General features: G+C 64.7%; 20 protein-coding genes and 2 pseudogenes. 8 read left to right on the top strand and 14 right to left on the bottom strand.

The genetic code is table 11. The annotated features are described in order from the left end of the window. Positions 1 to 23: 23 nt before the first annotated feature. Genes F6X59_RS09740 through F6X59_RS09725 form a run of 4 tightly spaced genes read right to left on the bottom strand, consistent with a single transcriptional unit; the run spans position 24 to position 2,865 of the window. Complete coding sequence (locus F6X59_RS09740; RefSeq protein ID WP_054886390.1) at positions 24 to 758, bottom strand: amino acid ABC transporter ATP-binding protein; 735 nt, start codon at positions 756 to 758, stop codon at positions 24 to 26. Continuing rightward, entirely contained in the window at positions 745 to 1,395 is a 651-nt protein-coding gene (locus F6X59_RS09735) for an amino acid ABC transporter permease (RefSeq protein ID WP_178120065.1), read from the bottom strand. Before F6X59_RS09735 ends, F6X59_RS09740 begins: the two co-directional genes overlap by 14 nt. Continuing rightward, a complete protein-coding gene (locus tag F6X59_RS09730) occupies positions 1,392 to 2,057 on the bottom strand; it encodes an amino acid ABC transporter permease (RefSeq protein WP_152956055.1) in 666 nt (221 codons plus the stop codon). The genes F6X59_RS09735 and F6X59_RS09730 overlap by 4 nt, the downstream gene beginning before the upstream one ends. Positions 2,058 to 2,079: 22 nt before the next feature. Next, a complete protein-coding gene (locus F6X59_RS09725) occupies positions 2,080 to 2,865 on the bottom strand; it encodes a transporter substrate-binding domain-containing protein (RefSeq protein ID WP_152956054.1) in 786 nt (261 codons plus the stop codon). A 277-nt stretch (positions 2,866 to 3,142) separates the two neighbouring features. On the opposite strand from F6X59_RS09725, the gene F6X59_RS09720 reads away from it, so the two are divergent. Both F6X59_RS09720 and F6X59_RS09715 read left to right on the top strand, forming a co-directional pair. Next, positions 3,143 to 3,832 carry a FadR/GntR family transcriptional regulator gene (locus tag F6X59_RS09720; RefSeq protein WP_152956053.1) on the top strand — a complete coding sequence of 230 codons (690 nt, stop codon included), beginning with the start codon at positions 3,143 to 3,145 and terminating at the stop codon, positions 3,830 to 3,832. Positions 3,833 to 3,987: 155 nt separating this feature from the next. Continuing rightward, positions 3,988 to 5,322 carry an MFS transporter gene (locus F6X59_RS09715; RefSeq protein ID WP_152956052.1) on the top strand — a complete coding sequence of 445 codons (1,335 nt, stop codon included), beginning with the start codon at positions 3,988 to 3,990 and terminating at the stop codon, positions 5,320 to 5,322. Positions 5,323 to 5,355: 33 nt separating this feature from the next. On the opposite strand, the gene F6X59_RS09710 is transcribed toward F6X59_RS09715, so the two are convergent. Genes F6X59_RS09710 through F6X59_RS09700 form a run of 3 tightly spaced genes read right to left on the bottom strand, consistent with a single transcriptional unit; the run spans position 5,356 to position 10,967 of the window. Next, a complete protein-coding gene (locus tag F6X59_RS09710) occupies positions 5,356 to 8,493 on the bottom strand; it encodes an efflux RND transporter permease subunit (protein WP_152956051.1) in 3,138 nt (1,045 codons plus the stop codon). Between the two features lie 16 nt (positions 8,494 to 8,509). After that, complete coding sequence (locus tag F6X59_RS09705; protein WP_152956050.1) at positions 8,510 to 9,721, bottom strand: efflux RND transporter periplasmic adaptor subunit; 1,212 nt, start codon at positions 9,719 to 9,721, stop codon at positions 8,510 to 8,512. Further along, positions 9,714 to 10,967, bottom strand: a complete 1,254-nt coding sequence (locus F6X59_RS09700) for a TolC family protein (RefSeq protein ID WP_372240345.1) — start codon at positions 10,965 to 10,967, stop codon at positions 9,714 to 9,716. The genes F6X59_RS09705 and F6X59_RS09700 overlap by 8 nt, the downstream gene beginning before the upstream one ends. A 217-nt stretch (positions 10,968 to 11,184) precedes the next feature. On the opposite strand from F6X59_RS09700, the gene aroQ reads away from it, so the two are divergent. Continuing rightward, positions 11,185 to 11,634 carry a type II 3-dehydroquinate dehydratase gene (gene aroQ, locus F6X59_RS09695; protein WP_152956048.1) on the top strand — a complete coding sequence of 150 codons (450 nt, stop codon included), beginning with the start codon at positions 11,185 to 11,187 and terminating at the stop codon, positions 11,632 to 11,634. Next, a pseudogene (locus F6X59_RS09690) lies at positions 11,631 to 12,478 on the top strand (shikimate dehydrogenase). The gene aroQ and the pseudogene F6X59_RS09690 overlap by 4 nt, the downstream one beginning before the upstream one ends. Before the next feature lie 49 nt (positions 12,479 to 12,527). Here the strand turns inward: F6X59_RS09690 and F6X59_RS09685 are convergent. Continuing rightward, the gene (locus F6X59_RS09685) at positions 12,528 to 13,067 is read right to left on the bottom strand and encodes a thioredoxin family protein (RefSeq protein WP_152956047.1); all 540 of its coding nucleotides are present in this window, start codon (positions 13,065 to 13,067) and stop codon (positions 12,528 to 12,530) included. Continuing rightward, on the bottom strand, positions 13,057 to 13,332 hold the full coding sequence (locus tag F6X59_RS09680; RefSeq protein ID WP_152956046.1) for a DUF2790 domain-containing protein: 276 nt from the start codon (positions 13,330 to 13,332) through the stop codon (positions 13,057 to 13,059). Before F6X59_RS09680 ends, F6X59_RS09685 begins: the two co-directional genes overlap by 11 nt. A gap of 221 nt (positions 13,333 to 13,553) precedes the next feature. Between F6X59_RS09680 and F6X59_RS09675 the strand changes: the two genes are divergently transcribed. The 4 genes from F6X59_RS09675 (at position 13,554) to F6X59_RS09660 (ending at position 16,842) form a co-directional block, all read left to right on the top strand. Further along, complete coding sequence (locus F6X59_RS09675) at positions 13,554 to 14,294, top strand: response regulator (RefSeq protein ID WP_152956045.1); 741 nt, start codon at positions 13,554 to 13,556, stop codon at positions 14,292 to 14,294. Then, complete coding sequence (locus F6X59_RS09670; protein WP_152956044.1) at positions 14,291 to 15,574, top strand: HAMP domain-containing sensor histidine kinase; 1,284 nt, start codon at positions 14,291 to 14,293, stop codon at positions 15,572 to 15,574. Before F6X59_RS09675 ends, F6X59_RS09670 begins: the two co-directional genes overlap by 4 nt. Positions 15,575 to 15,717: 143 nt before the next feature. Next, positions 15,718 to 16,338 carry a ferric reductase-like transmembrane domain-containing protein gene (locus F6X59_RS09665; RefSeq protein WP_152956043.1) on the top strand — a complete coding sequence of 207 codons (621 nt, stop codon included), beginning with the start codon at positions 15,718 to 15,720 and terminating at the stop codon, positions 16,336 to 16,338. Positions 16,339 to 16,353: 15 nt separating this feature from the next. Further along, positions 16,354 to 16,842: a DoxX family protein gene (locus F6X59_RS09660; protein WP_152956042.1), complete on the top strand. Its 489-nt coding sequence runs from the start codon at positions 16,354 to 16,356 to the stop codon at positions 16,840 to 16,842. A 35-nt stretch (positions 16,843 to 16,877) separates the two neighbouring features. On the opposite strand, the gene F6X59_RS09655 is transcribed toward F6X59_RS09660, so the two are convergent. From F6X59_RS09655 to F6X59_RS09635, 5 genes and pseudogenes are all read right to left on the bottom strand, one after another. After that, a complete protein-coding gene (locus F6X59_RS09655) occupies positions 16,878 to 17,576 on the bottom strand; it encodes a DUF2063 domain-containing protein (RefSeq protein WP_152956041.1) in 699 nt (232 codons plus the stop codon). Then, positions 17,557 to 18,393, bottom strand: coding sequence for a DUF692 domain-containing protein (locus F6X59_RS09650; protein ID WP_152956040.1), 837 nt, complete (start codon positions 18,391 to 18,393; stop codon positions 17,557 to 17,559). The genes F6X59_RS09655 and F6X59_RS09650 overlap by 20 nt, the downstream gene beginning before the upstream one ends. A gap of 91 nt (positions 18,394 to 18,484) precedes the next feature. Next, positions 18,485 to 18,721: pseudogene (locus F6X59_RS09645) on the bottom strand (EF-hand domain-containing protein); the annotation flags it as partial. A 121-nt stretch (positions 18,722 to 18,842) separates the two neighbouring features. After that, on the bottom strand, positions 18,843 to 19,406 hold the full coding sequence (locus tag F6X59_RS09640; protein WP_152956039.1) for a DUF4174 domain-containing protein: 564 nt from the start codon (positions 19,404 to 19,406) through the stop codon (positions 18,843 to 18,845). A gap of 234 nt (positions 19,407 to 19,640) precedes the next feature. Beyond that, entirely contained in the window at positions 19,641 to 24,140 is a 4,500-nt protein-coding gene (locus F6X59_RS09635; protein ID WP_152956038.1) for an NEL-type E3 ubiquitin ligase domain-containing protein, read from the bottom strand. Between the last annotated feature and the right edge of the window lie 26 nt (positions 24,141 to 24,166).

Below are 24,166 nucleotides of genomic sequence, written 5' to 3'. Positions count from 1 at the left end.
GGTATGCGCCGTGGCGCGCGGGCCTAAGCCGACGCCACCGCGCCAATGAAGTTGGCCAGTTCGGCCGTTTGCGGTGCGGCGAATACCTCGCGAGGGTTGCCCACTTCATGCACCTTGCCGTGGTGCATGAACACCAGCTTGTCGCCCACTTCACGGGCGAAGCGCATTTCGTGGGTAACCATGATCAGGGTCATGCCCTCGCTGGCCAGTTGACGCACCACGCCCAGCACCTCATTGACCAGTTCAGGGTCGAGCGCCGAGGTGATCTCGTCGCACAGCAGTACCTTGGGTGACATGGCCAGGGCCCGGGCAATGGCCACGCGCTGCTGCTGGCCGCCGGAAAGCCGGTCGGGGAAGGCATCGAACTTCTCCGCCAGGCCCACCCGTGCCAGCATCTGTTCGGCCAGTTGGCGCGCTTCGCTGCGGCTGGCCTTCTTCACCACCTGCGGCGCAAGCATCACATTCTCGCCCACGCTCAGGTGAGGAAACAGGTTGAACTGCTGGAACACCATGCCCACCTTCTGGCGCAAGGCGCGCAGGTCGGCACGGCTGGCGTCGAGGTATTCGCCATCGACTTCGATCACGCCGTCGCTGATCGACTCCAGGCCATTGAGGGTGCGCAGCAAGGTACTCTTGCCCGAGCCGCTACGGCCGATGATAGCCACCACCTCGCCCTCCTCGATGCTCAGGTCGACGCCCTTGAGCACGTGGTTGTCGCCATAGTACTTGTGCAGTGCAGACACTCTAAGCAGGGGCATGCAGCCTCCTTTCCAGGTAACGGGCGCTCAGCGAGAGCGGATAGCAGAGAATGAAATAACCCAGCGCGACCAGGCCGTAGACCATGAACGGCTCGAAGGTGGCGTTGGCCAACATGCCGCCGGTCTTGGTCAGCTCGGTGAAGCCGATGATCGAGGTCACCGCCGTGCCCTTGACCACCTGCACCGAGAAGCCCACGGTCGGGGCGACGGCAATGCGCAGAGCCTGCGGCAGGATGACGTGGCGCAATTGCTCCAGGCGGCTCAGCGCCAGGCTGCCGGAGGCCTCCCACTGGCCACGCGGGATGGCGTCGACACAACCGCGCCAGATTTCGGCGAGGAAGGCGCTGGTGAACAGGGTCAAGGCAATGGCCGCTGCCATCCAGGCCGACACATCGAGGCCGAACAGGGCAATGCCGAAAAACACCATGAACAGTTGCATCAACAGCGGCGTGCCCTGGAACAGCTCGATATAGCCACGCGCCAGCCCGCGCCACAGCGGTTGCTCCGATAGCCGCCCGACCAGCACCAGCAGCCCGGCCAGGCCACCGCAGACGAAGGCCAGCAATGACAGCAGCAAGGTCCACTGCAAGCCGACCAGCAAGTTGCGCAGGATGTCCCAGAAGGTGAAGTCCATCAGCGTCTCCCCATCAGCAGGCGCTGCCCCAGCCAGGCCAGCGACTGGCGCAAAAGAATGGCCATGAGCAGGTACAGCGCGGTGGTCAGCAGGTAAGTTTCGAACGCACGGAAGTTGCGCGACTGGATGAAGTTGGCCGCGAACGACAGCTCCTCGGTGGCAATCTGCGAACACACCGCCGAGCCCAGCATGACGATCACGATCTGGCTGGACAGTGCCGGCCAGACCTTGGCCAACGCCGGCTGCAGCACCACATGGCGGAACGCCTCGAAGCGGTTCATGGCCAAGGCTGCGGCGGCTTCCAGCTGCCCCTTGGGGATGGCCTGGATACCTGCACGGATGATCTCCGTGGAATAGGCGCCCAGGTTGACCACCATGGCCAGCACCGCCGCCTGCCATTCGCTCAAGCGAATACCCAGCGCAGGCAGGCCGAAGAAAATGAAGAACAGCTGGACGATGAAAGGCGTATTGCGGACCAGCTCCACGTACAGGCCAAACAGCGCGTCGAAGGGCCGTACGTGCCAGGCGCGCACACCGGCACCCAGCACGCCGATGGCTACGCCCAGCAAGGTGCCGACCGCCGTCAGTTGCAGGGTGAACCAGGCGCCCTTGAGCAGCAGGTCGGCCTGGGCCAACACAGGGGCGAAGTCGAATTCATAGGCCATGGTGACAGGCTCCGGGCGCCGCTCAGAGGTCGGCCGGCAGCGGCTGTTTCAACCATTTTTCGGCATTGCGGTTCAGGCTGCCGTCCGCCTTGGCGGCCTCCAGCGTGGCGTTGACCTTGGCCATCAGCGCAGGCTCGTTCTTGGCCATCCCCACGTAGACCGGCGAATCCTTGAGCTTGACCTTGACCACTGGCACCTTGGCCGGGTTCTTCTCGGCGATGGCCGCCATCACCACGCTGCCGCTGGCGATCAGCTCGACCTGCCCGGAGAGGTAGGCGGCGATGGTCGAGTTGTTGTCCTCGAAGCGCTTGATCACCGCACCTTTGGGGGCCACGGCGCTGAGTTCCATGTCTTCGATCGAGCCACGGGTGACGCTGATGGTTTTGCCGGCGATCGAGTCGATCCCGGCGATGTCCACGTCGGTCGGGCCGAACACGGCCAGGTAGAACGGTGCATAGGGGCGGGAAAAATCGATGACAGCGGCACGCTCGGGGTTCTTGCCCAGGCTGGAGATCACCAGGTCGACTTTGCCGGTGGTGAGAAACGGAATGCGGTTGGTGCTATTGACCGGCGTCAGCGCCAGTTTCACCCCCAGCTTGTCAGCCAGCAGCTGCGCGGTATCGATGTCCAGGCCACGGGGCTTGAGGTCGGGGCCGACCGAACCGAAGGGCGGGAAGTCCTGCGGCACCGCCACTTTGAGCACGCCACGGGCGCTGATGTCGGCCAGCGCATCGGCCTGCGCGCCTGGCAACGCCAGGGCGCCGCTGCAAAACAGAGTGGCCAGGAACAGGGTGCGGAATGTCTTCATCGGATGGCCTCGCGGAGATTCAGGAAATGGACTGCTGGCTGGGCAGTGCACGGGCCATGCCAAAATGCGCCTCGGCCCGCCACGAACGTGTCGAAAGCGCGCACTGAACGGTCTTACTGGTCTGAACAGTTGCCAGGCAGCCGCCTGCGCCGCAGGGGGCACGCCCCGCTTTCGTGCAGCCGGGCAATACGCTGCGCCAGCGCGGAGCAACACTTGCCAGCGCACGGTAATCGCCGTAAAAAGCCAAAGTCATCGCCCTCCGACCGGTCTGAACAGCATGCTCGATACCCTCCCCCGCGCCGTCCCCGAACAGGCCCTGCAAGGCATCCGCAAGCTGATCGACGAAGGCGCCTATCAACCCGGCGATGCCCTGCCCTCGCAGCGTGACCTTGCCGAGCAACTGGGGGTGAGCCGGGCATCGCTGCGTGAAGCGCTGTCGTCGCTCAGTGCCCTGGGCCTGGTCAGCGTGCAGCCGGGCAAGGGCGTGTTCGTGCAAGCGACCGCACCGGCGGCCTCGACGTTTGCCTGGCCTTATGCCGAACAGGTGTCCGCCATTGACACCTTCCAGTTGCGCTACGCCCTGGAAGGCTTTGCCGCCGGGCAAGCGGCACTGGCCTTGACCGCAGACGACATCGATCGCCTGGAGGAAAATGTCGAGGCGATGCACCAGGAGTTGCGTGCGGGCCGCTTCGAAGCCGCAGCCCAACTGGACTTCGCGTTCCACCAACGGTTGCTGCAGGCCTGCGGCAACCACGCGATGCTGCAGGTGATCACCGCAAGCCAGGAGATCTTCCTGGAGAGCCAGAAGCTGCCCTTCATTCGCCCGGAACGCGCCATGGAAACCTGGCAGGAACACCGCAAGATCCTCCGCGCCCTGAGCCGCCGCTCGCAGGCGGCCGCGCAGAAGGCGATGCAGGAGCACATCCGCAATGCGGCCTCGCGCACCGGGGTGGTGTTTTCGGTGTAGCGCCTGCCCGTGGCGGTCGAAACAGATATCCCGATGTCGCCCTCAACGATGCGCCTGTCCCCGCTGGCCGGTCTACTGGCCCTAGATAACAACGATGGCGCGCCTGAGCGCGCCACATTCATCCAGGCTGCCTATGGAAACCGGAGAGCTTCCGTATGTCTGCATCGCATGAGGTATCCCCCGCCACCCTGCGCAGGGTCATCGCCGCCTCGGCCATCGGCAACTTCGTCGAATGGTTCGACTTCGCCGTCTATGGCTTCCTCGCCACACTGATCGCCAGCCAGTTCTTCGCCAGCGAAGATGGCAGCGTCGCCCTGCTCAAGACCTTCGCCGTGTTTGCCGTGGCCTTCGCCTTGCGCCCGCTCGGCGGTATCGTGTTCGGCGCACTCGGCGACCGCCTGGGGCGCAAGCGCATCCTGTCGCTGACCATCCTGCTGATGGCCGGCTCCACCACCTTGATCGGCCTGCTGCCGACCTACGCCAGCATCGGCCTTGCCGCACCGGCGCTGCTGACCTTGGCGCGCTGCCTGCAGGGGTTCTCCGCCGGCGGTGAATATGCCGGCGCCTGCGCCTACCTGATGGAGCATGCACCCCGCAACAAGCGCGCGTTCTATGGCAGCTTCGTGCCGGTGTCGACCTTCTCCGCCTTTGCCTGCGCGGCGGTGATCGCCTATGGCCTGGAGGCCAGCCTGTCGGCCGAGGCGATGAGCGCCTGGGGCTGGCGCATCCCGTTCCTGGTGGCCGCACCGCTGGGGCTGGTGGGCTTGTACCTGCGCTGGCGCATGGAGGAGACCCCGGCGTTTCGCGAGGCTGTCGCCCAGGGAAAGGAGCATGAGCACTCGCCGCTCAAGGAAACCCTGCGCAACCACGGCCGGGCGATCCGCAACCTGGGCATGTTCATCTCGCTGACGGCGCTGTCGTTCTACATGTTCACCACCTACTTCGCCACCTACCTGCAAATGGTCGGTAACCTGACCCGCGCCCAGTCGCTGCTGGTGACCACCGTGGCGTTGCTGTTCGCTGCCGTCGGTTGCCCGCTGGCTGGGGCCTTCTCGGACCGGGTCGGGCGGCGCAAAACCATTGGTTTCACCTGCCTGTGGGTGATGGTCTGCGTGTTCCCCGCTTACTGGCTGGCCAGTTCCGGTTCGATGTCGGGGGCGCTGCTGGGGGTGATCCTGCTGGCGGTGGGGGCGTTGTGCAGTGGCGTGGTGACGGCGGCGCTGCTGTCGGAAAGCTTCCCGACGCGGACCCGCTATACCGCTTCGGCGATCACCTACAACGTGGCCTACACCCTGTTTGGCGGTACCGCGCCGCTGGTGGCGACCTGGCTGATCGGGCAGACCGGCAGCAGCCTGGCGCCGGCGTTCTACCTGGTGGTGATCGCGCTGGTGGCGTTGGTGGGTGGGTTGGCGTTGCCGGAGACATCGCGGATTTCGCTGCATGATGAAGCCGGAAATGATGTGAGCCCTCAGGTCCGCACTTCGGCCTGAGGCACTTGGGGCCGCAAAGCGGCCCCGGCGATCTCAATCCTCTTCGCGCCTGTACGCCCATTGATACAGCGCCGGCAGCACCAGCAAGGTCAACGCCGTCGACGAGAGAATCCCGCCAATCACCACCGTCGCCAGCGGCCGCTGCACCTCGGCCCCGGTCCCGGTAGCCAAGGCCATCGGAATGAACCCCAACGACGCCACCAACGCGGTCATCAACACCGGCCGCAGGCGCGTCAACGCCCCCTCCTCGACCGCCGCGCGCAAACCGCGCCCTTCCTCTCGCAGGTTGCGGATGAAGGCAATCATCACCAGGCCATTGAGCACTGCCACGCCCGACAAGGCAATGAAGCCCACGCCTGCGGAAATCGACAGCGGAATGTCCCGCAGCCACAACGCCAGCACCCCGCCGGTCAATGCAAACGGAATCCCGGTGAACACCAGCAAGCCGTCCTTGAGGTTGTTGAACATCATCAGCAGCAATGCCATCACCAGCAGCAGCGCTACCGGCACCACCACCCGCAAGCGCTCGGCCGCCGACTGCAACTGCTCGAACTGGCCGCCCCAACGGGTCCAGTAACCCGGCGGGATCTGCACCTGCTCAAGCAAGGTCTGCTCGGCCTGCTCGACGAACGAACCCAGGTCGCGCCCACGCACGTTGGCGCTGACCACCACCACGCGCTTGCCATCCTCGCGGCTGACCTGGTTAGGCCCCAGTTGCAGGTTCAACGTGGCCACCTGCGACAGCGGGATGAAGCCGATCTGTGCCGCACCGGCTGCAGCGCTGGCCGGTACCGGAATCAGCAGGCTGCCCAGGCCATCGACATCGGTACGCAGGGTTTCGGACAGGCGCACCACCATGTCGAAGCGGCGATCGCCCTCGTACAGCGTGCCCGCCGTGCGCCCTCCGACAGCAATGCCAATGGCATCCTGCACGTCGCCCACATTCAGGCCATGACGCGCAGCCTTGTCGCGGTCGATGTCGATGGTCAGCACCGGCAGGCCGGTGGTCTGCTCGACCTTCACCTCCGAGGCGCCGGGTACCTGTTGCAAGCTGCTGGCGATTTGCGTGGCGGTGCGGTTGAGCACGTCCATGTCATCACCAAACACCTTCACCGCCACGTCGCTGCGCACACCGGAAATCAATTCATTGAAACGCAGCTGGATCGGCTGCGACAGCTCGTAGTTGCTGCCCGGCACGCTGGCAGCCGCGCGCTGCACCTCGGCAATCAGTTCCTCGCGGGGCTTGCCGGGGTCGACCCACTGCTCGCGCGGGCGCAGCATCACGTAGGCATCGGAGATGTTCGGCGGCATCGGGTCGGAGGCAATCTCGGCGGTGCCGGTGCGGGCAAACACGCGCTCCACCTCCGGCACCTGGGCGATGATCGCCTGCTCCAGACGCTGCTGCATGTCCACCGACTGCGACAGGCTGGTGCCTGGCACGCGCAACGCCTGCAAGGCAAAGTCGCCTTCGCTGAGGCTGGGGATGAACTCGCTGCCCATGCGGCTGGCCATCACCCCTGACAGCAGCACCAGCCCGGCGGCGGCGGTGAACGCCAGCTTGCGCCGGCCCAGCACCCACTCGAGCACCGGTGCATAGCGCAGGCGGGCGGTGCGCATGACCACGCCCTCTTCCTCCTTGACCTTGCCGGTGACGAACAGCGCGATGGCCGCTGGCACGAAGGTCACCGAAAGGATCATGGCGCCCAGCAGTGCCATCACCACAGTGAAGGCCATCGGCTGGAACATCTTGCCCTCGACCCCGGTCAGGGCAAAGATCGGCAGGTACACCACCATGATGATCAACTGCCCGTAGATCAGCGGCCGGCGCGCCTCGCGGGAAGCGGCGAACACCTCATGGAAGCGTTCGGCACGGGTCAGCATGCGGCCATGGCGCTGCTGGGCATGGGCCAGGCGACGGATGGCGTTTTCAACGATCACCACCGCGCCATCGACAATGATGCCGAAGTCCAGGGCGCCGAGGCTCATCAGGTTGGCGCTGACCTTGTTGCTGAACATGCCAGTGAAGGTGAACAGCATCGACAGCGGGATGACCATGGCCGTGATCAGCGCGGCGCGGATGTTGCCCAGGAACAGGAACAGCACGGCAATCACCAGGACCGCGCCTTCGACCAGGTTCTTCTTCACCGTGGCGATGGCCTTTTCCACCAGGTTGGTGCGGTCATAGACCGTAACCGCCACCACGCCCTTGGGCAGGTTGCGGTTGATCTCGGCGAGCTTGGCCGCCACGGCCTGGGACACCGTGCGGCTGTTCTCGCCAATCAGCATGAACACCGTGCCCAGCACCACCTCGCGGCCGTTCTCGGTGGCCGCGCCAGAGCGCAGCTCTTCACCCAGACCGACCTGGGCAACATGGCTGACGCGGATCGGCGTGCCATCGACACTGGAAATGACGATGTTGGCGATGTCTTCGGCCGAGGCCACCTGCCCCGGCGCGCGGATCAGCAGTTGCTCGCCGTTGCGCTCGATGTAGCCGGCACCGACGTTGGCGTTGTTGCGCTCAAGCGCTGCGATCAGGTCGTTGAGCGTGAGCTTGTAGGCCGCCAGGCGCTTGGGCTCGGGGGCGATCAGGTACTGCTTGGCGTGGCCGCCGATGCTGTTGACCTCGGCGACGCCGGGCACATTGCGCAGCTGCGGCTTGATGATCCAGTCCTGGATCACCCGCAGGTCGGTCGCCGTGAAAGGCGTGCCATCGTCCTTGAGCGCGCCCTGCTCGGCCTCCACCGTCCACAGGAAGATTTCCCCCAGGCCCGTGGAGATCGGCCCCATGCCGGCCTCGATGCCTTCGGGCAACTGCTCGCGGGCCACCTGCAGGCGCTCGTTGACCAGTTGCCGGGCGAAGAAGATATCGGTGCCATCGTCGAAGATCACCGTCACCTGCGACAGCCCCGAGCGCGACAGCGAGCGGGTCTGTTTCAGGCCCGGCAGGCCAGCCATGGCGGTCTCGATGGCAAAGGTGATGCGCTGCTCGGTCTCCAGCGGCGAATAGCCCGGTGCGGCGGTGTTGATCTGCACCTGGACGTTGGTGATATCAGGCACCGCATCGATCGGCAGTTTCTGGTAGCTGTGCAGGCCCACGGCGGCCATCAGCACCACGGCGAGCATCACCACCAGGCGCTGCTCGATGGCGAATTGGATCAGGCGTTCGAACATGCAAGCGTCCCCGCAATCAATGGCTGTGCTCGGCTGATGCCTTGCCGAGCTCGGATTTGAGGACAAAGCTGCCAGCGGCAGCCACCTGGGTGCCGGCCGCCAGGCCTGAGGTGATCTCCACCTGGCCGGCGTCGCGGCGGCCGGTCTTCACCGGGCGGGCCTCGAAACCTTCGTCGGTGCGGGCGAACACCACGGTCTGTTCCTCCCAGCTCTGCAACGCGCTCTCGGGCACGACGACGGCGGCATTGAAGCGCTCGACATGGACCGCAATGTTGACGAACAGCCCGGGGCGCCAGGCACCGTTGGGGTTGGCCAGGGTGGCGCGCACGGTGGCGGCGCGGTTCTGTTCGCCGAGCAGGCTACCGACGTAGTTGACCTTGCCCTCGACCTCGGCGCCGAGGTCCGGTGCGCTGACGGTCACGCTGCGCCCGCTGGTGACCCGGGCCAGGTCGCGGGGTGCGACGGCGAAGGTGGCCCAGACCCGGCTCAGGTCGGACAAGGTAAAGGCATTGCTGGTCTCGTCGACCACCTCGCCCACGGTCAGGTGCTTTTCCACCACCACGGCATCGAAGGGGGCGCGCAATTCGTAGCGGTTACCGGCACCGGCCGGGCCGACCGCGGCCACCTTCTGCCGGGCATTGGCCAGGGCGATCTCGGCCTCTTGCAAGGCCTGTCGCGCCTGCAGGTAGTCCTGCTCGGCGCTGATGCGTTCCTGCCACAGTTGCTGCTCGCGCTGGAAGGTCAGGCGCGCCAGTTCCAGGCGGCGCTGGGCGGCTTGCTGCTCACTGCGCAGGTCGGAGATCTGCTGGCTGGCGATCACCGCCAGCACCTGGCCGCGCTTGACCGCCTGGCCGAGCTCGGCCTGCACCGCCTCGACCACCCCCGGCACCCGTGGCACCACATGGGCTGTGCGGTCTTCATCGAAGCGGATCTCGCCAGGGAAGCTGATGGCGGTGCCCAGTGCCCGAGGGGCGGCGGCGGCCAGCTGGATGCCGGCCGACTCGATCTGGGCGATCGACAGGTGCAGCGCACCTTCCTTTTCCTGGTGCGCTTCACCAGCCTCATCACTGTCACCGTGGCTGTCTTCGCCATGATCGTCGTGCCGGGGCTCTGCGGTACTGGCTTGGCCTTTGCTGGCCTGACCAAGGTTGCCGGTCCAGGCCAGGCCAGCCACGCCGAGAACGGCGATGGCAGCGGCCAGGAGTGCGAGTTTACGCGGGTTAGTCATTGTTGCTCCTACTGCTCGAAATGTTGCTCAAACCATCCAGGTCGCCATAGATCCGCTCGACCTGTGCCCGTGCATCGGTTGCCGCGGCCAAGGCCTCGAGGTACAGCCCGCGCGCGTCGATCAAGGTGCGCTGGGCGTCGAGCACGTCGAGAAAGGCGAACTTGCCCATCTCGAAGCCACGGGTGGCGGTGTCCACGGCCTGCTGCGCCGACGGCAGGATGGTGCGGTCGTAGGCCTGCACCTCCTGCATCGCCGTGCGCCACTGACCGACGGCGCTACGGGTTTCGCTGCGCAGGCGCAGTTCCACCGCGTTGCGCAGGTCGCGGGCCTGGTCGGCGCGGCGTGCGGCAGCCAGCACGTTGCCCTGGTTGCGGTCGAACAACGGCAAGGGCATCGACAGCCCGACCACGTTGACCCGCTCGCGGTCCTCACGGCTGTACTGGCTGCCGACGCTGACGGTGAGGTTGGGAATGCGCAGGGCCTTTTCCGAGCCCAGCGACGCTTCGCCGCGCTCGACCTGGGCGGCCGCCAGGCGCCACTCGGCGGTCCGTTCGACCTGGCCGAGCAAAGCATCGGCTGAAGGTGCAGCGCCAGGCGACTGGCTGGCCGCCGGCAAGGTGTCGAAGGTCGCCAGCGGACTGCCGGTCAACCGCGCCAGGGCCTGGTAGGCCACCGTGCGCTGGGTTTCGGCGCGACGCACCTCGGCCTGGGCCTGGGCCAGTTGCACCTGGGCACGGGTGGCCTCAACCGGTGACGACTGGCCGGCCGTGACCCGGCCCTGTACCACCCGCAGGCCACGCTCGGTCAGCGCCTGCGACTGCTGCGCCAGTTCCACGCCGGTCTGCGCGCGCAGGGCGGCGTGATAGGCCTGGACCACATCGGCGCGCAGGCCATTGCGCTGGCGTTCGAGGTCCAGCTGCGCAATGGCCTGGCCGGCACCGGCCACGGCAATGCGCGCACCGCGCTTGCCGCCCAGCTCCAGTGGCTGGCTGAGGGTGACGGTGCTGGTGCTGGTTTCGCGCCGGGTGTCCTCCATTTCCCAGGCCAGTTCAGGGTTGGGGAGCAACCCGGCCTGGCGCCGCTCACCCTCGGCAATGCCGATTTCGCGACCGGCTGCGGCCAGTTCAGGGTTGTTGGCGAAAGCGGCGCTCAGCGCCTCGGGCAGGCTCATGCCTGGCCCGGCCTGGGCGCTGGCGGTGGCCGCCAGCAACAGGCTGAGCAAGGCGATCTTGCGGGGGGTGGGCACTTCGGGAGTCCTCGTCGACAAGCGTTGGCGAGGGACTGTAAGGAGGGCTGGTTATCGAGGCGGTGGCGTGAACATTACAATTGTGTAATCCGCCGGCCTGGCCGGACAAGTTCGATAATCGCCCACTTTGCCGCCATGCGACACCTGAGCCAATTGACGAAATTAACCACCCGGTACAAACATAGGAGTATTCAACAACAACAAAGCGATGCCCGTCATGAAGCCCCTTATTCTCGTGCTCAACGGCCCCAACCTGAACATGCTGGGGACCCGTGAACCCACCCAGTATGGCCATGAAACCCTCGCCGACCTGGCCCAGGGTTGCGCCGACACGGCCCTGGCCCACGGCCTGGAGATCGAATTCCGCCAGACCAACCACGAAGGCGAACTGATCGACTGGATCCATGCCGCCCGTGGCCGTTGTGCCGGTATCGTGATTAACCCCGGTGCCTGGACCCATACCTCGGTGGCCATCCGCGACGCCCTGGTGGCCAGCGAACTCCCGGTCATCGAAGTACACCTGTCCAACGTGCACAAGCGCGAGCCGTTCCGCCACCTCTCGTTCGTCTCGTCGATTGCCGTGGGCGTTATCTGCGGCCTGGGTAGCCACGGCTACCGCATGGCCCTGAGCCACTTTGCCGAGATGCTTCAGGAGCCACGCGCATGACCCAGCCAGCCATCCTTGCCGGCCTGATCGGCCGTGGCATCCAGCTGTCGCGTACCCCACCCTGCATGAACACGAAGGCGACGCCCAGCACTTGCGTTACCTCTATCGCCTGATCGACGCCGACCAGCTCCAGCTGGAGGACAGCGCCCTGGCACAACTGCTCGATGCCGCTCAGCACACCGGCTTCACCGGGCTCAACATCACCTACCCGTTCAAGCAGGCGATCCTGCCGTTGCTCGATGAGCTGTCGGACGAGGCCCGCGGCATTGGCGCGGTGAACACCGTGGTACTCAAGGACGGCAAGCGGGTGGGTCACAACACCGACTGCCTGGGCTTTGCCGAAGGCCTGCGCCGTGGCCTGCCGGATGTGTCGCGCCGGCGCGTGGTGCAGATGGGCGCTGGCGGCGCTGGCTCGGCGGTGGCCCATGCGCTGCTGAGCGAAGGTGTCGAGCAACTGGTGCTGTTCGAAGTGGATGCGGCGCGTGCCCAGGCGCTGGTGGATAACCTCAACGGCCATTTCGGCCCAGGTCGGGCGGTACTTGGCGCGGACCTGGCGGTCGAGGTGGCCGAGGCCGATGGCCTGGTCAATACCACACCCGTGGGCATGGCCAAGTTACCCGGCACGCCCCTTCCCGTGGAGCTGCTGCACCCGCGCTTGTGGGTGGCTGAAATCATCTATTTCCCGCTGGAGACCGAACTGCTGAAAGCAGCACGGGCACTAGGTTGCCGCACGCTCGATGGCAGCAACATGGCAGTATTCCAGGCGGTGAAGGCGTTCGAGCTGTTCAGTGGCAAACAGGCGGATGCCGAGCGGATGCAGGCGCATTTCGCCAGTTTCTCCTGAACCTGCCCCGGCCTCATCACCGGCTTGCCGGCGATGAGGCAACAGAGGTCTAACCTTTCTCATCCAGCAACGCCTGTATGACTTTCTCCTGCCCGGCATAGTCACCCTCACCAAAGTGCACATGCCGCACCTGCCCTTGCCGATCGACAAAGTAATGCGCTGGCCAGAACTGGTTACCCCAGGCGTTCCACACCTGGTAATCATTGTCCACCGCCACCGGGTAAGCGATGCCCAGGCTGGCCACCTTGCTTTTCAACTGCCCCACATCGTGCTCGTAGTCGTACTCGGGCGTATGCACACCCACCACCACCAGGCCCTGGTCGGCATAGCGCCGTGCCCAGTCGTTGACGTGCGGCAGGCTGCGCTGGCAGTTGATGCAGTCCCAGGTCCAGAAGTCCACCAGCACCACCTTGCCCTTGAGCGCCGGGGCGTCCAGTGGCGGTGAGTTGAGCCATTGGCTGGCGCCAGCCAGCGACGGCATGGCGCCATAGTTGTCGCGGGCCAGCAGTTGCCCTCCAGCGAGGCCCAGACCAACCAGCGCCAAGCCCATGCCCCCCACTTTCAACAGCCGCCGGCGATCAGTTGTCATGGCAACCGCTCGTGGCGTAGGTGCGGTATTCGACGCTCTCATGCTGGCCTTTGGAGTCGAGGTAGTCCATACGGGTCCTGACCGGGCCGCAGGCATTGCTGTGGTCGTCTTTCACCGACAGCACTTTCTTCACATCCAGATGGTCGCCGTAGCGGTACTGCATGACACTGGCGTCGTTCATCGATGTGGTGCTGGCATTGGCGGCAACGGCAGCGAAGCTGAGCACGGCGAACAGGCTGGCACTGGCGATAGTCTTGAGGTTCATGGCATCTCTCCTTTGCAACACTTAGGGGGTGGGGATCGGTGCTCCCCGGTCGAGAGCCATTGCACGCCTGCCAGGTATCTCCCATGTGTCGCCTCGGCCCGTGATTTGCTTGCGCCTGTATCTGCCCCCATGCCAGATACACTGCAATACAAAACCCCACAGGCAAGCCCCGACGCGCTCGGTACACTGCGCTCACTCTCCCTTGAACAGGAACGCCGCGAATGGAACATGTCGATCACATCCTGATCGTCGACGATGACCGTGAGATCCGCGAACTGGTCGGCAACTACCTGAAAAAGAACGGCCTGCGCACCAGCATCGTTGCCGACGGCCGGCAGATGCGCGCCTTCCTGGAGGCCAACAGCGTCGATCTGATCGTTCTCGACATCATGATGCCCGGCGACGACGGCCTGCTGCTGTGCCGCGAACTGCGTGCCGGCAAGCACCGCAACACGCCGGTGTTGATGCTCACTGCGCGCAACGACGAGACCGACCGCATCATCGGCCTGGAAATGGGCGCCGACGACTACCTGACCAAACCGTTCTCCGCCCGCGAATTGCTGGCGCGCATCAACGCCGTGCTGCGCCGCACGCGCATGCTGCCGCCGAACCTGACCATCAGCGAAAGTAGCCGCCTGCTTGCCTTCGGCCAATGGCGCCTGGACACCACCGCCCGCCACCTGCTGGACAACGAAGGCACCCTGGTAGCGCTCAGCGGCGCCGAATACCGCCTGTTGCGGGTGTTCCTCGACCACCCGCAGCGGGTGCTCAGCCGCGAACAGTTGCTGAACCTGACCCAGGGCCGCGAAGCCGACATCTTCGACCGCTCCATCGACCTGCTGGTCAGCCGCCTGCGCCAGCGCCTGGGTGACGATGCCCGCGAGCCGAGCTGCATCAAGACCGTGCGCAGCGAGGGCTATGTGTTCTCGCTGGCCGTGCAACTGCTCGAGTCACCGGCATGAAATGGCCGCGTACCCTCGCCTCGCGCCTGGCCCTGATCTTTTTCACCGGGCTGGTGCTGGCCTACGGGCTGTCGTTCAGCCTGCAGGCCTATGAGCGCTATGTCAGCAGCCGCTCGATGATGCTCAGCCACCTGGAGCAGGATGTCACCACTTCGATGGCGATTCTGGAGCGCCTCCCCGCGGCCGAGCGTGCCAGCTGGCTGCCACGCCTTGAACGCCACACGCTCCGCTACCGCCTGGACCAGGGCCAGGCGGGCATGCCAATGGCCAGTGACGACCCGCCCATGGCTGCCGCATCGATCACCAAGGCCATCGGCGGGCACTATCAGCTGAAATTCCAGAGTATTCCCGGGCCGGATCAGCACTTCCAGGTGCACCTGCACCTGTCCGACGGCGCGCCGCTGACCATCGATGTCACCCCGGCGGCGGCACCGGTGGCAAGCTGGCTGCCACTGGTGCTGCTGATCCAGCTCGGTGTGCTGCTGTTCTGCACCTGGCTGGCAGTGCGCCTGGCGATCGGCCCGCTGACCCGCCTGGCCCAGGCCGTGGACAACCTCGACCCGGACAAACCCGGTGTGCTGCTGGATGAAAGCGGCCCGCGCGAGGTCAAGTACGCTGCCGTGGCGTTCAATGCCCTGCAGGCACGCATCGCCGCCTACCTCAAAGAGCGAATGCAATTGCTGGCGGCCATTTCCCACGACCTGCAAACACCGATCACGCGCATGAAACTGCGGGTTGAGGTGATGGACGACGGCGTCGAGAAAGACAAGCTCTGCCATGACCTGGACGCCATGGCGCATCTGGTCCGCGAAGGCGTGGCCTACGCCCGCAGCATGGACATCAACACCGAAGCGCCCTGCCGGATCAACCTCGACGCCTTCCTCGACAGCCTGGTGTTCGATTACCAGGACAGCGGCGCCCAGGTGGAGCGCCACGGCGATACTGGCAGCCTGCTGGAAACCCGACCGCATGCATTGCGCCGGGTACTGGTGAACCTGGTGGACAACGCCCTGAAGTTTGCCGGCAAGGCACAGCTTGAGGTCAGCCGCGAGCGAGGCAAGACGTTGATTCGGGTCCTCGATGAAGGCCCCGGCATTCCCGCCGAAGAGCTGGACGAGGTGCTCAAGCCCTTCTACCGGGTCGAGAGCTCCCGCAATCGCAGCACCGGGGGCACGGGCCTCGGGCTGGCCATCGCCCAGCAACTGACCCAGGCCATGGGCGGCAGGCTGACCTTGAGCAACCGCAAAAGCGGCGGGTTGTGCGCCCAGATCGAGCTGTAACGCCCAAAGCGGCGGCCTGGGCCGGCCTGCCTACAGCGCCGATAACTAAAGTCCGATACACAAAGCCGCTTTGACTGACACTCTGCAGATACCGCGCCCCGCACACTCCCGGTCACACAACGACACTCCGGGAGACCTCACCCATGAAGCTGCTCATCCTGCCCTCCGGCTGGAAGCTGTTCGCCGCCTTTGCCGGCCTGACCTTGTTCATGACTGCCGCGGTACTGCTCAGTTATCCGCCCGGTGCGGATGGCCTGCTCAGCGCCATCCGCGCCACCGCACGCAGCTCTTTCGCGTTGTTCCTGCTGGCGTTCCTGGCCTCGTCACTGGTTACCCTGCTGCCTGGCAACGGCAGCCGCCGGTTACTCCGCGAGCGGCGCTTCGTCGGCCTGGCCTTTGCCTTCTCGCATGCCTTGCATGGTCTGCTGATCTACCGCTACGCCCAGCAGTTTCCTGAACTGTTCTGGGACGGGCAGACGATCACCTCGAATCTACCTGGCAGCATCGGCTACCTGTTCCTGCTGTTGCTCACCCTGACCTCGTTCAAGACCCCGATGCGCCTGCTCGGCCGCCGAGCCTGGAAAGCCCTGCACAGCACCGGCATGTGGGTGCTGGCCGGGGTGTTCTGCCTGTCCTTCTACAACGGCACCCCCAAGGGCGGGTGGTACCCGCTGGCGTTCGCCCTGATCTTCAGCGCCATTGCCTTCAAGCTCACCGCCAAGCTGGCCCGGCAGCAACGCCGCACGGCCTCTGCCCTTTCCTGAAACGAGATGACCACAATGACCACACTGACCCGCACCCTCACGACTGTCGATCGCTTTGGCAACTGGAGCGCCGACCTGCCTTTGCGGCTGTTCCTGGCCTGGGAGTTCTTCGAGTCCGGCTGGGAGAAATTCAACGGCAGCAACTGGTTCAGCGGCTTGCAGGCCAACTTCCCGTTCCCTTTCAACGTGCTGCCGGCGGAGCTCAACTGGCAGTTGTCGATGTGGGCGGAGCTGGTGCTGCCCCTGTTGCTGTTGCTTGGCCTGGGCACGCGACTGGCATCGGCCGGGCTGATGGTGGTGACCGTGGTGGCGATTGCGGCAGTGCATTGGCCCGCACACTGGTCAAGCCTGGCAGAACTGGCACAGGGTTATGCCATCACCGACCAGGGCTTTGGCAACTTCAAGCTGCCGCTGATTTATCTGGTCGCCTTGCTGCCGCTGCTGCTTAAAGGCTCGGGACGCCTGAGCCTGGACCACTGGATCAGCAAGCGCCTGCACGGCTGATGATGAAAAGGGGCTGCCAGACAGCCCCTTTGGCATCATCGAGTACCGATCACAACACCTTGTTCACGCAGGTTTTCGAGCAATGCCAAACCCTCCCGCAGGTCCGCAGCGAGTGCCTGCAAGCGCTGTCGACCAGTGCCCTGAACTTCAGCCAGCAAGCGGTAGGCCATAGGCGAAAGACGGGCGAAGCGCACCTGCAGCGCAGCGTCGCGATAGACCAGCAGCAACGTGGGTAATGCAGGGGCTTCGAGCGGCTGGTACGCCGGGCCGATCTGTTCCACCGGCCAACGATAGGCCAGCACTTTTGACGTGCTCGACAACAGCGGCTCACCTTGTAGAAGGTCGCCCTGCGGATCATGCGCAGGCTCCTCGGCATCGCTCAGGTACACCTGGGATTCGATCAGCTCGTAGTGGGCCAGCTCAAGCTGCCACGGGGTGTCAGGTTCGATGCCTTGGAGGTAATCGACGAAAGCAGCGGCTATCTGGCTGAACAGCGGCGTACGGCAGCGGTAGCTGGCATAAAAATCATGCACGCGCGCATGCCAACACTGATCGCCCAACGTCTTGCGCAGCACCGGGAAACTTCCTGCCAACAGCGCCTCGATGCCACCGTAGAGCAATTCCCTGTACAGCCTCAGGCGTTTTTGTTCGATACCGACGGGCGCTGGATGGCGTACCGGGTCACGCAGGTGACGAGCCAGGCAGGACTGTTGTTCACGCAATGCACTGTGCATGCACGACCTCCTGCTGCACGGCGCGAATCCACGCAACTTCTGCAAGCAGCTCGGTCATGGGCGGGTAATTGAAGTCGCGTTCCAGCACGGTTGGCTGGATGCCAAAACGCTCGCAGGCACTCGTGAACAGCGCCCAGACCTGCGGCTTGACTGCGGCTCCATGGGTGTCGACCTTGAGGTCGGGTGCCTGATCATGGTGCCCGGCCAGATGCATGCCCCGGACCCGCGCCAGCGGAAGGCCCTGGAGAAATGCCTGTGCGTCGTAGCCATGGTTGCAGGCATTGACATAGACATTGTTGACGTCCAGCAGCAGCTCGCAGTCGGCCTCGTCGAGCACTGCCCTGATGAACTCCAGCTCACTCATCGCCTGATAGGGGGCGGCGTAGTAGCTGATGTTCTCGACAGCGATGCGCTGCTGCAAGGTGTCCTGCACCTGGCGAATACGCGCACTGACCTGGCGTACGGCGGCTTCGGTGAAGGGAAGCGGCAGCAGGTCATAAAGGTGGCCGTCATCAGTGCAATAGCTCAGATGCTCGCTGTAGTGTCGTACCTGATAGCGATCGAGAAACTGGCGGATCTGCCCGAGCAGTTTACGGTCCAGCGGCAAGCTGCCGCCAAGCGAAAGGGAAAGGCCGTGGCAAGCCAGCGGGAAGCGTTCTGCCAGTTGAGCCAACCCCTGCCCCAAGGCACCGCCGACGCCGATCCAGTTTTCCGGGGCGCATTCCAGAAAGTCCACCGTACCTTCCTCCAGCGCCAGCAATTCGGGCATCAGGCTGCGACGCAGGCCGAGGCCGGCGTGCATGGGCGTGGTATTCATCTTCGAGTCTCCATAACAAAGCACAACGCCCCGGCTGACGTGCAGACGGGGCGTTGGTGCATTTCTCAATGCATTCTATTCAGGACTGTTTTTTGCCGTGACCGCCATCGCCACCGCACTTGCCTTCACCACACTTGCCTTCGCTCTCGCCGGCCTTTTCACTGCCGCCACATTTGCCTTCGCCACACTTTCCCTCGCCGTGGGCCTTGGCCGATGCCAGCTGGTAACCCTGGCTGAGAGGTTCGACGGCGAATGCCTGGCTGCCGATGGCCATGCTGCCGATCAGTGCAGCACCGATCAGCCCGAGCTTGTTAGGGGTATGCGTCATGTTGAAGCTCCACTCTGGATAGCAAGAGGGGCTATTCAACCGTTGCGGCGCCTTGGCCGGTATCGCCTGATTCGGCTGCCGCTGTAGGACCTCACCAACCAATCAGCAAGGCTGACGCCGCTCAATCGTCCAGTGGCTTGGGGGGCGCGGCAGGCTTGGCCGGTTTGCCAGGTTTGGCGGCCTTGCTGTCCTTGGCCTTGGGCTCGGGCACAGCAGCCGCCACGGGTTCAGGCGCAACCGCCGCTTTTTCACTCGCCGGAAGTTCATCGACGGCCTTGAAGATCGCCTGCGGGTCGATCTTCTCGCCCGACTCATCATCCTTGAGCACATGCCGTTCACCGTCCAGGCCCACCAGGATCACCTTGGTGCCCTTGCTGGCGCCCAGCTTGAGCTCGCGAATAAGGGCCATCGTGGTCTGCTGTTCGAGGTTCTTGTCCTCACGCTTGCCCATCATCTGGGCAACGCTGAACAGCACCAGGTTGCGCTCCTTGAAACCCGCCTGGGTAGCCGGGTCCTTGAGCGCCTCGTTCAACCCGCGCAGGGTGGGGTCGGCGCTGCTCGGAGCGATAACGACCAATGGCCTGGCCTTGCCCAGTTCCTTGGCCAGCGGCGCATCACTGTCGGCAGCAAACAGCGGGCCGGCAATAGCGAGCAAAGTGGCGAGGGTCAGTGACCGGACGAGCATGCAAATCTCCTTATTCTCTCGATAAACCAAAGACTACAGATCATGGAGAAAGATCCGACGTGCGAGCCTAAACCAACTGCACTGCCAGAGGGTTTACGCAAAGGTAACTTCGCGTGTCTCGGCAAGGGCGCCTGACGCTGCAAAAAATGCCAGCGCCCGAACCTGAGCATAGTCCATCGGGACGTCCACGCCCGTCGACGGCCAGCGCAGGAGGCTCTGGCCGTGCCGACGTGATCAGCGAACGTAAATGACCTCCTGTTCACTGTTCGCATCCAGAACTTCGAGCGTCAGTGCCTGCATCAGTTCGCCCTCGGCAAGCCGCTGCTCGCGGGCGAGCGTGTCGATTTGCGCTGCACGCTCAGGCTCTGCCATCGCGTTGTCGCCCTGCAAGACCTCCAGGCGCTCATGGAACGGCGCATTGAGGTCATCGAAACGTGCCGGATAGGCGCTACGCAAGTGGGTTTGCCAGAACGCGCGGTCGATCAGCGAGCTGGCCAGTCGCTCACCGGTTTCATGGCGCAGCACCCGGTTGCGTGCACGCGCTATTCGCCGCGCATCGACACCCGCGATGGGCCGGAACGACATGCCCTGGGTTTGCAAGGGAAGGTCCAACGCCTCGCGCAACGCGATGCGATAGGCCAGGACCACCTCAATCTGGTCCGGGTCGCTGCCACCGAGCTGGCGTTCCTGAATATCTGACAAGGCAATCCGGTCAAGCTCCTCAAGCCGCCACAGCTGCCGCCCCAACCGCAGCAGCCCCTGCTCCTGAGTACCGGTTGCCGCCTGCGCCTGGGCACGCCAGACCAACAGCCGCAGTTCAAGATCGCCGAAACGCAGGGCGACGCTGTCCTGGCAGGTCAATTGTGCAGCATTGCTGAACAGCTGCTGGCACAGCTCGGCCGAGTCGGTCATGGCACGCATCATCTCCAGCACCCGGCCAGCCAGAAAGCGCGCGCCGGTGGCATGCTGAAAGTCAGCCGTTTCCATCAGGCGCTCGATCAAGGTGAAGAATTCAAGCGCGTTCGGCAACGCTTCCAGCGCTCGCCAGTGCCTGTCCAGCTCGCCGCGCAGCTGCGCGCCGCCGGCATCCATCCAGCGTAACCGGGCAGACACCGGCGCCGCCTCTTCCTCCTCAGGCACCACGGCCGCTGCCTGCAACGCATCACGCAGGCCCAAGGACTCTGACTCGGAAAACGGGTTACCGCTCAATTGCACATCGCCTTCGATCCACAAGCGGCTTTGGTAAAAACCCTCAGGCATGCCTGTGAGCAGGTTGTCACGCAGGTCAACGGTCCTCAGCGAAGTACTCTGCATCAACCCATAGGGCAATTCGCTGATGCCCGTGCCGGCCAGCTGCAGTTCGCGCAGCTGAGGTAGCCCGGTCAGCGAAAACGCTCGCCCCAGCGGATTGTGCGAAAGGTTCACCTGCGTCAGGTACGGGCAACTGGCGAGGATCGTCGCCTGGCCAGGGTCCAGGCTGATGCGGTTTGCGCGCAGGTCCAGTGACTGCAGGTTGGGCATGCCCAGCAGCGCCTGCGGAACGCGCGCCAGGCGGTTATAGGGCATTTCAACCGCGTGGACATTGGGGAAGGCGCGCAGGAAACTCTCGGGCAGGTGTTCAATCTGCATGTTGCGCAGGGTCAGCACACGGACGTGATCGAACACGATAGGCTCGGGGAATTCGGGGAGACTGCTGGAGCTGGCAACCTCCCAACGGTAGACCGTGTTGGTGCCCTCAGCCTGCATGCCCTCATCATAAGCACGCTGCCAACAGCCGCGCAGCGCCCGCCTCAACCTGCGCCGGTCCTCCCTTTCCCGGCCACTGGCCGCCTCATGCACCCACCTGCGCAACTGCGTGTTGAGCGCCTCGAACTCTCGTTCGAACTGCTGCAGCGTGCGCTCCAGGCCGATTGCAGTGCCACGCGCCTGCTCGATCCAGGCGAATACCTCCTCATCGGTGAAGGCCGGGTAAAGGTAGCGTACACGCCGCAGGAAAGGCCCAGGCCGGTAGCTGGAGGACGATGAGCCCGGGTTGCGACCGCTCAACGGGTAGCCGATCCGGCCATCGTCCAGCCGCGACGGCAGGCGCAGGCCACCTGCGCGTGCAGGGCTGAGGAGTTGCTCGACTTCCTGGCGCCTTGCTTGCGCCAGCCGGGTGACCATCACGCGAAGATTATGTGCAAAGGGTTCACCTACCTGCAGGGCGCGCCGTTGATCGTCGGCATAGGCACCCGCCATGACCTCGAACAGTTCGCCCGCCTCACCGACCGCATCGCCCTGGGCATCGGTGCGCTGGAAGATGCCGTCGCGGTGAACCAGCCCGCTGGCATGTGTCCCCTCCTGCGACGTGGCCAGGGCCCGCGTGCCAGTATCACCCTCGAACAGGCTCCAGCGCACGCCCCGCCCAGCGGCTGGCAGGTGCTTGAGCATGCCGAGCGTAACCCGGGCAAGGTCGAGGTTTTGTGGCGTGTCCCAGTGCAAGGACTCGAAGACACGCGCCATGCGAACGGGCACCAGCATGCGCCGGGCGGCCTCGGCCAGGCCCAGCGTTACCCGGCCGGCAAGCAGGCGTGTGCGCTCTGCACTGCTGGCCTGAGCGAGCAGCGCCCGTGCGGCATGCCCATGCAGGCTGGGAAACTGGCGCTGCAGCGCTTGCACCTCGCGGTCGCTGTGAAAAGCCTCGGCGGCATAGAGCCGCTGAAACAGGACCCGGCGCTGTTTCCAGATCAACTCGGCGAGGTCCTGATCATTGAGCCCCTGGCTTCCTTCCAGGTTGCGCGCCTGCTCAAGCGCGGCACTGTCGTCCTCTGTCGCCAGCCCCAAGCGCAACCGGTTGACCAGCCGACGAATACGCTGATCGAGCAATACCCGCTGGACACTATCGAGCAGACCAGGCTCAGGGGCCTGCCCTAGAACGTGAATGGCTCGCAAGTGCTCCGCCTCCAGGCGGTGTATCGCCAGCACCTCTGCAATCTGCTCGTCGTCGAGCGTGGCCATCTGGCCGCCCAGCCGCCTGAACAGATAAGCACGGCCTTGCCACTGCAGCGGTTGTTCGCTCCACAAGCGCCATGCACCTGCGCCATTGTGCAGCAACAACGGACCATGGCCGTCACGCGGCAGCAGTTGCCAATGCCCATCGGTCGCGCGCTGTACAGCCCGATAATGATGCCCGTCCATGGCAACCCAGGCCTGCCCGCCGTAGCGCCACACCCCTTGTTCATCGCGGGTCGCCGCAAGCGGCAGCGCGCTGCGATACGCCGACAGGTCGGCGTTCCACAAGCGTTGCGTACCGTCTTCCAGGCGTGCCTGCGACAAACCATCGACCAGCGCCGAGCGTGTCCACACACGCTGCGCCGCGCTGCCAGCCGCCGCCGTGGCGGCAACCAGGGTGGCCTCGATCACAACCTGGGTCACATGCTCCAATGCTTCGCGTGTCTCGCCCTCACGCCAGGACTCGACGGCCTCGAATACCTCGCCCAGCCAGCGCCAGGCGATCATGGCCAGCAGCGCCAGGCCCAATACCGGGACGTAGAGACTGGCTGCACTCAACAGTGTCACGCTCAACGTAGCCAGGTACCGCTCATGGGCCGCCTGGACCTCACGGTCGAGCTTTGCCACAGGTGTGGCAATCAGTGCCGCATCGTCCTTGATCTGAGCCGTGCGCATGGCCGCGAAGTCCTTGAACAGATAGCCGCCGACCTGATGCATGCGTTCGTGCAGATCGATGTTGGCCCAGACCGGCAAGCCTGCGTAGCCGGTAATGACCTGGGAGAAAAACGTCTGGCTATCGCGACGGCGCACGAAGCGCGCGAAGAACGCTTGGTAGTCGGCATCGCGCAGCCGTTGCCCGAGAACCTTACGGGCGAACCGGTGCAGATCATCATGCGCGCTCCACGGGCCATGCGGATCGCCCGGTATGTACACCAGCACACGTTGGCTCGAGGTGTAGATCGGGGCGAAGGTTTCATCGCGCACATCCAGCACGACAATCTGCTGCAATGGGCAGCCCAGGACCTCCAGGCGCTTGCCAACGACACGCGTGTCATTCAGTTGCGGCAACCAGCCTTGGCGCCACAAGCCGATCACCAGCTCCAGTTCGGCCTCGCTCAGCACGCGGTCGTGGCGCGCCCTGAAAGCATCCAGCAGCATGCCATGGCGCATGTTCTCGGCAAACAGGGCCTGGGTTTCAGCGGTGCCAAGCCGGGCGTGCAGATGCGCCTGGTAGCGTTCCCCCAAGTCCAGCTCACGCACCAGTGCAGCGAATTGCGTCGCACTGAACGAGGCAAGCCTGGAGCCAGCAGCATCGTACAGGCCATTGCCAGGGGCTTGTCCGCCCGCCTGACTCTCGTCTAGGGTGAAATTCCTCAGTGCCGCTTCGAGCAGCGGTATCTGGTAGTAGACTTTTTCACTCAAGGGTACGCGGATAGGCGCATAAGTGCTCAGTGGGCGTTCAGAGGCCGCGCGAAACCACAGCTGGCCCAGTTCATGCCCGATGTTGAAACGCTCCCGCAACGCCTTTTGCAGAATTGGCGCTGTGAACTGCTCGACTCCGTCGATGCGCTGCAGCAGCGCAGCGAGGCGGTACCGGCAGTCCAGGCTGCCATTGAGTGCCTCTCGCAGCACCGCTGCATGCGCGGCGCTGACGGCAAGCATCCAGCCTGGCAGGCGCTTGGCGATGATCCGGTCCTGCTCAGCCTGCTCCAGGCGATCATGTGTGTGTGCGGATGTGCCCATGTTGAATAGCCCCGAGTGATGAAACC

It is taken from the genome of Pseudomonas sp. MN1F, assembly GCF_009391885.1.
Taxonomy (GTDB): Bacteria; Pseudomonadota; Gammaproteobacteria; order Pseudomonadales; family Pseudomonadaceae; genus Aquipseudomonas.
The sequence above is the reverse complement of the archived record's forward strand: the minus strand, read 5'-3'. Positions and strand labels throughout refer to the sequence as shown.

Bases quoted from the DNA above. Each gene is read 5' to 3' on its own strand.
- F6X59_RS09740 (WP_054886390.1), bottom strand. From the start codon at position 758: ATGCCCCTGCTTAGAGTGTCTGCACTGCACAAGTACTATGGCGACAAC.
- F6X59_RS09730 (WP_152956055.1), bottom strand. From the start codon at position 2,057: ATGGCCTATGAATTCGACTTCGCCCCTGTGTTGGCCCAGGCCGACCTG.
- F6X59_RS09725 (WP_152956054.1), bottom strand. From the start codon at position 2,865: ATGAAGACATTCCGCACCCTGTTCCTGGCCACTCTGTTTTGCAGCGGC.
- F6X59_RS09720 (WP_152956053.1), top strand. From the start codon at position 3,143: ATGCTCGATACCCTCCCCCGCGCCGTCCCCGAACAGGCCCTGCAAGGC.
- F6X59_RS09715 (WP_152956052.1), top strand. From the start codon at position 3,988: ATGTCTGCATCGCATGAGGTATCCCCCGCCACCCTGCGCAGGGTCATC.
- F6X59_RS09710 (WP_152956051.1), bottom strand. From the start codon at position 8,493: ATGTTCGAACGCCTGATCCAATTCGCCATCGAGCAGCGCCTGGTGGTG.
- F6X59_RS09705 (WP_152956050.1), bottom strand. From the start codon at position 9,721: ATGACTAACCCGCGTAAACTCGCACTCCTGGCCGCTGCCATCGCCGTT.
- aroQ (WP_152956048.1), top strand. From the start codon at position 11,185: ATGAAGCCCCTTATTCTCGTGCTCAACGGCCCCAACCTGAACATGCTG.
- F6X59_RS09685 (WP_152956047.1), bottom strand. From the start codon at position 13,067: ATGACAACTGATCGCCGGCGGCTGTTGAAAGTGGGGGGCATGGGCTTG.
- F6X59_RS09680 (WP_152956046.1), bottom strand. From the start codon at position 13,332: ATGAACCTCAAGACTATCGCCAGTGCCAGCCTGTTCGCCGTGCTCAGC.
- F6X59_RS09675 (WP_152956045.1), top strand. From the start codon at position 13,554: ATGGAACATGTCGATCACATCCTGATCGTCGACGATGACCGTGAGATC.
- F6X59_RS09670 (WP_152956044.1), top strand. From the start codon at position 14,291: ATGAAATGGCCGCGTACCCTCGCCTCGCGCCTGGCCCTGATCTTTTTC.
- F6X59_RS09665 (WP_152956043.1), top strand. From the start codon at position 15,718: ATGAAGCTGCTCATCCTGCCCTCCGGCTGGAAGCTGTTCGCCGCCTTT.
- F6X59_RS09660 (WP_152956042.1), top strand. From the start codon at position 16,354: ATGACCACACTGACCCGCACCCTCACGACTGTCGATCGCTTTGGCAAC.
- F6X59_RS09655 (WP_152956041.1), bottom strand. From the start codon at position 17,576: ATGCACAGTGCATTGCGTGAACAACAGTCCTGCCTGGCTCGTCACCTG.
- F6X59_RS09650 (WP_152956040.1), bottom strand. From the start codon at position 18,393: ATGAATACCACGCCCATGCACGCCGGCCTCGGCCTGCGTCGCAGCCTG.
- F6X59_RS09640 (WP_152956039.1), bottom strand. From the start codon at position 19,406: ATGCTCGTCCGGTCACTGACCCTCGCCACTTTGCTCGCTATTGCCGGC.
- F6X59_RS09635 (WP_152956038.1), bottom strand. From the start codon at position 24,140: ATGGGCACATCCGCACACACACATGATCGCCTGGAGCAGGCTGAGCAG.